At 66.7% G+C, this 5437-nt stretch carries 2 protein-coding genes and 2 tRNA genes; 1 reads left to right on the top strand and 3 read right to left on the bottom strand.

What is annotated here, in order from left to right; all coding sequences use genetic code 11:
* Nucleotides 1–25 precede the first annotated feature (25 nt).
* Complete coding sequence (locus tag AB7F93_RS04960) at nt 26–1813, bottom strand: FAD-dependent oxidoreductase (protein WP_428301774.1); 1788 nt, start codon at nt 1811–1813, stop codon at nt 26–28.
* Nucleotides 1814–2148: 335 nt separating this feature from the next.
* Between AB7F93_RS04960 and AB7F93_RS04955 the strand changes: the two genes are divergently transcribed.
* Nucleotides 2149–4956: a class I SAM-dependent DNA methyltransferase gene (locus AB7F93_RS04955; protein WP_428301773.1), complete on the top strand. Its 2808-nt coding sequence runs from the start codon at nt 2149–2151 to the stop codon at nt 4954–4956.
* Nucleotides 4957–5226: 270 nt separating this feature from the next.
* Here the strand turns inward: AB7F93_RS04955 and AB7F93_RS04950 are convergent.
* Nucleotides 5227–5300: transfer RNA gene (locus AB7F93_RS04950), tRNA-Cys, on the bottom strand.
* A 51-nt stretch (nt 5301–5351) separates the two neighbouring features.
* Nucleotides 5352–5427: transfer RNA gene (locus tag AB7F93_RS04945), tRNA-Gly, on the bottom strand.
* Nucleotides 5428–5437 lie beyond the last annotated feature (10 nt).

The following is a 5437-nucleotide window of genomic DNA, read 5'->3' as shown; positions in this document are numbered from 1 at the left end:
CGCAGGACGAATTCGTTGACCTTGGCTAGACGCGACATACGCCACCTGCTTGCGGAAGGGTGAGGATCGATTTCTGCATGTCCCAGGCGCCGGTCGGGCAGCGCTCGGCGCAGAAGCCGCAGTGCAGACACACGTCTTCGTCCTTGACCATGATGCGGCCGGTCGGCACCGCGCCCGACACCAGCAGCGGCTGGTCGAGGTTCTTGGCCGGCGCCATCAGGCGCGTGCGAAGGTCGGCCTCGTCACCGTCCGGGGTGAAGGTGATGCAGTCCTCCGGGCAGATGTCCACGCAGGCGTCGCACTCGATGCACAGGTTCTCGGTGAACACCGTCTGCACATCGCAGTTCAGGCACCGGGCAGCTTCCTTGTAGGCGAGCTCGGCGTCGAAGCCGAGTTCCACCTCGACCTTGATGTTCTTGAGCGTCTTGAAGGTCTCGGCGTGCGGCACGGCAAAGCGCTGCGCGCCGGAGAAATCGTTGCCGTAGCTCCAGTCGTGCATGCCCATCTTCTGCGAGACCAGCGTCACGCCGGGCGCCGGGCGGTCGGCCTTGAGGCTCTTGCCCTGGCAGTACAGATCAATCGAGATGGCCGCCAGGTGGCCGTGCGCCACCGCCCAGATGATGTTCTTGGGGCCCTGGGCCGCGTCGCCGCCAAAGAACACCTGCGGCAGCGTGGACTGGAAGGTGGTCTCGTCGAGTGTCGGCAGGTCCCACTGGTCGAACTCGATGCCAAGATCGCGCTCGATCCACGGGAACGCGTTTTCCTGGCCGATGGCCATCAGCACGTCGTCGCAGGGGATGAAGACCGGTTCCTCGCCGGTCGGCACCAGCTTGCGGCGGCCGCGTTCATCCTTCTCGGCGCGCATCTTGTCGAACCACACGCCGGTCAGGCGGCCGTTCTCGTGCTCGAAGGATTTCGGCGCGTGGTAGTCCAGGATCGGGATGCCCTCGTGCATGGCATCTTCCTTCTCCCACGGCGAGGCCTTCATCTCGTCGAAGCCGCTGCGCACCGTGACCGTCACCTGCTCGCCGCCCAGGCGCAGCGCCGTGCGGCAGCAGTCCATGGCCGTGTTGCCGCCGCCCAGCACCACCACGCGCTTGCCGATCTTGTCGGTGTGCTCGAAGGCGACCGAGGCCAGCCAGTCGATGCCGATGTGGATGTTGGCGGCGGCCTCGGCGCGGCCCGGGATGTCGAGATCGCGCCCACGCGGCGCGCCCGAGCCCACGAACACGGCATCGAAGCCTTGGCGTAGCAGCCAGCCCATGCTCTCCACGGGCGTGCCGAAGTGGCACTCGACGCCAAAATCGAGGATGCGGTCGACCTCCTCGTCCAGCACCGATTCCGGCAGGCGAAACGCCGGAATCTGCGAGCGCATGGCGCCGCCGCCGCGCGGGTCCTTCTCGTACAGCACCACCTCGTAGCCGAGTGGCATGAGGTCACGCGCCACCGTCAGCGACGCCGGACCCGCGCCGACCAGCGCGATGCGCTTGCCGTTTTTCTTGGCCGGAATGGCCGGCAGGCGGTCGCTGATGTCGTCCTTGAAGTCCGCCGCCACGCGCTTCAGGCGGCAGATGGCGACCGGTTTTTCCTCCACCCGGCCGCGCCGGCAGGCGGGCTCGCAGGGTCGGTCACACGTGCGCCCGAGCACGCCCGGGAACACGTTCGAGAACCAGTTCAGCATGTAGGAGTCGGTGTAACGCCCGGCGGCGATCAGCCGGATGTACTCGGGCACGTTGGTATGGGCCGGGCAGGCCCATTGGCAGTCGACTACCTTGTGGAAGTAGTTCGGATCGGACAGGTCGGTTTTTTTCAAGGACGGGAACCCGCTGGCACGGCAGGGTGGTGGGGGAAATAAAATTCGCGTATTGAACCACAGCGTGCCCCCTCGGGCGTAACGCGGACACCCGCTCAAAAGCCCTCGTGGCGTCGGCAGGGATGTAGTGCGGCCGTTCTCGCTCGGCAAGCCCTGGAGGCCGTTCGCCGCACGGTTCGGCTACACCGCGACCTGGTTTCGTAGTAGTCGTTGCCAGAAAGGGAGGCGCCAGACTCGCCGCCTTATCTGCGGCCCGAGACGTTGCACGACTGGCTGCGTCAGCCCGTAACGTCGCCCCGGCGCGGCGCGCCCTTGGACCAAAAAAGAACCCACCCATGCCGCTGAGCTGGAACGAAATCAAGGACCGCGCCCTGACCTTTTCGCGCGAGTGGGCCGGGGAATCCCGCGAGCACGCCGAGGACCGCAGCTTCTGGGACGGCTTTTTCAACGTCTTCGGCGTCACCCGCCGCCGGGTCGCGAGCTTTCAGGAACCGGTCAAGAAGCTCGGCGGCGCGCAGGGCTTCATCGACCTGTTCTGGAAGGGCGAGCTGATCGTCGAGCACAAGTCGCGCGGCAAGAGTCTCGACAAGGCCTACTCGCAGGCGCTCGACTACTTCGCCGGCCTTGCCGAGCGCGACCTGCCCAAGCGCGTGCTGGTGAGCGATTTCGAGCGCATCCGCCTGTATGAACTCGAAACCGGCGAGCAGCACGAATTCCCCCTCGCCGAGCTGCACAGGCACGTCGGCCGGTTCGCTTTCATCGCCGGCTATTCCACCCAGAAGCTGGCACCGGAAGACCCGGTCAACCGCCGCGCCGCCGAGCGCATGGGCCGGCTGCACGACGCACTGAAGGCCGGCGGTTTCACCGGCCACGCGCTCGAAGTGCTGCTGGTGCGCCTGCTGTTCTGCCTGTTTGCGGAAGACACCGGCATCTTCCAGCCGCGCAAGGCGTTCCAGGACTGGGTGGAGAACCGCACCGCGCCCGACGGCGGCGACCTCGGCCCGCTGCTGGCGCGCTTCTTTCAGGTGCTCGACACGCCCGAGAGCCAGCGCGGCCATGCGCTCGACGAACAGCTCGCCGCCTTTCCCTACGTCAACGGCAAGCTGTTCGAGGAGCGCCTGCCGATCGCCGATTTCGACCGCGCCACGCGCGAGGCGCTGCTTGATGCCTGCGCGCTCGACTGGAGCCAGATCAGCCCCGCCATCTTCGGCGCCCTGTTCCAGTCGATCATGGACGCGAAAGCGCGGCGCAACCTCGGCGCCCACTACACCAGCGAGCGCAACATTCTCAAGCTCATCCGGCCGCTGTTTCTGGACGAGCTGCGCGCCGAGTTCGAGAAGGTGAAAGGCAACCGCAGCCGCCTGTTCGAGTTCCACAAGAAGCTGCGCGGCCTGACCTTTCTGGACCCGGCCTGCGGCTGCGGCAACTTTCTCGTGGTCGCCTACCGCGAGCTGCGCCTGCTGGAACTGGACGTGCTGCGCGCTTCACGCGACACCGGCGGCCAGCGCGACTTGGACACGCACTGGTTCACCAAGCTCGACGTGGACCAGTTCCACGGCATCGAGATCGAGGAATTTCCGGCGCAGATCGCCCAGGTGGCGCTGTGGCTCACCGACCACCAGATGAACCTCAAGGTCAGTGAAGAGTTCGGGCTCTACTTCGCCCGCATCCCGCTGCGCACCAGCCCGCATATCGTGCACGGCAATGCGCTGCGGATGGACTGGAACGACGTGCTGCCCGCCGAGCGGTGCAGTTACGTGATGGGCAATCCGCCGTTCGTGGGTGCGAAGTTCCTGGACGATGCCCAGCGCGCGGACGTTGCCGCCGTGTTCGCCGAGATCGACAACGCCGGCCTGCTGGACTTCGTCGCCGCCTGGTATGTGCAGGCGGCGCGGTACATCTCCCCTCTCCCGCGCGCGGGAGAGGGGTCGGGGGTGAGGGTGGCATTCGTGTCCACCAACAGCATCTGCCAGGGCGAGCAGGTGGGCGTGCTCTGGAGTTGGCTGCTGGCGCGCGGCATGAAGATTCAGTTCGCGCACCGCACCTTTCAGTGGAGCAACGAGGCGCGGGGCGTCGCCGCCGTGCACTGCGTGATCGTCGGTTTCGGCGCGCAGGACCGCGGCGACAAGCGCATCTTCGATTACGAGGACATCCGCGGCGAGCCGCGGGTGCTGGAGGCGCGCAACATCAACGCGTACCTGGTGGATGCGGCGGATGTGTTGCTGCCCAATCGCAGCCAGCCCATCTGCCCGGTGCCTGCCATCGGCATCGGCAACAAGCCCATCGACGGCGGCAATTACCTGTTCACCGCCGAGCAGCGCGACCAATTCCTGCAACGCGAGCCCGGCGCCGCACCCTGGTTCCGGCGCTGGCTGGGTTCGGACGAATTCATCAACGGCTGGGAGCGCTGGTGCCTGTGGCTGGGCGATTGCCCGCCGGCCACGCTGCGGCAGATGCCCGAAGTCATGCGGCGCATCGAGGCGGTGCGCAACTTCCGGCTGGCCAGCAAGAGCGCGCCGACGCGCAAACTGGCCGGGCAGGCGACGCGATTTCATGTGGAAAACATTCCACACCAGCCGTATCTGGTTGTGCCCAAGGTATCGTCCGAACGGCGACTGTTGATCCCGATTGGTTTCATGCAGCCGGACACCCTATGCAGCGATTTGGTGTTCATCGTCCGCGACGCGAGCTTGGTCCACTTCGGCGTGCTGTCATCCACCCTGCACATGGCCTGGGTGCGCGCCGTGTGCGGGCGCCTCGAAAGTAGATACCGCTACTCCGCCGGCATCGTCTACAACAACTTTCCCTGGCCGGTGGACGCCACCGACACCCAGCGCGCCGCCATCGAGACCGCCGCGCAGGGCGTGCTCAACGCCCGCGCGCAGTTCCCGCAATCCTCGCTCGCCGATCTCTACGACCCGCTGACCATGCCGCCGGCCCTGGTCAAGGCCCATCAGGCGCTCGACCGCGCCGTGGACGCGGCCTATGTGCCCAGCGGCGGCAAAAAATCCTGGGCGTCCGACGCCGAGCGCGTGGCCTTTCTGTTCGAGCTGTACCAGCGCCTCACCAGCCTGCTGCCGGGCGCAGGCCCGGCGCGCAAGGCCGGACGCCCGCGGGCAGCCGGATCGGCATCGAGGCTTTGAGGGCAGCGCCAGAGCAGCCACGGATTGACGTTACGGCCGCAGGCGTCGGGTACGGCGCAGCGTGGGTAAGGCCGGCGTAGTCACCTGAGCTTGGCACTCTGACCCCAGGCGTGGAGTCCAGGGCGACGGGTGTGGGCGGCCGAGATCGTCGAGAACCTGGAGGCGGCGCTCATGCAGTTCCGCAGCGTGAGCCGGGAACTGGCGGGGGACGACGAGGCGTGATCACGCGCGGCGGCGCGTTGCAAACAGCCGCTTGCACCGGACGGGACGTGGAGGCTAGGGCCGGAATCGAACCGACGTACACGGCTTTGCAGGCCGCTGCATGACCACTCTGCCACCTAGCCGTGGTCCAGAAACGCCTGGCCGCGCACGAGGCGCGGCCAGTGTAGAAACGTTGGAGCGGGAAACGAGACTCGAACTCGCGACCTCAACCTTGGCAAGGTTGCGCTCTACCAACTGAGCTATTCCCGCCCGAAAGGGA

Origin of the sequence: Immundisolibacter sp. (assembly GCF_050250495.1) — a bacterium.
GTDB lineage: Bacteria > Pseudomonadota > Gammaproteobacteria > Immundisolibacterales > Immundisolibacteraceae > Immundisolibacter.
This window is presented reverse-complemented; position numbering and strand designations above follow the sequence as displayed.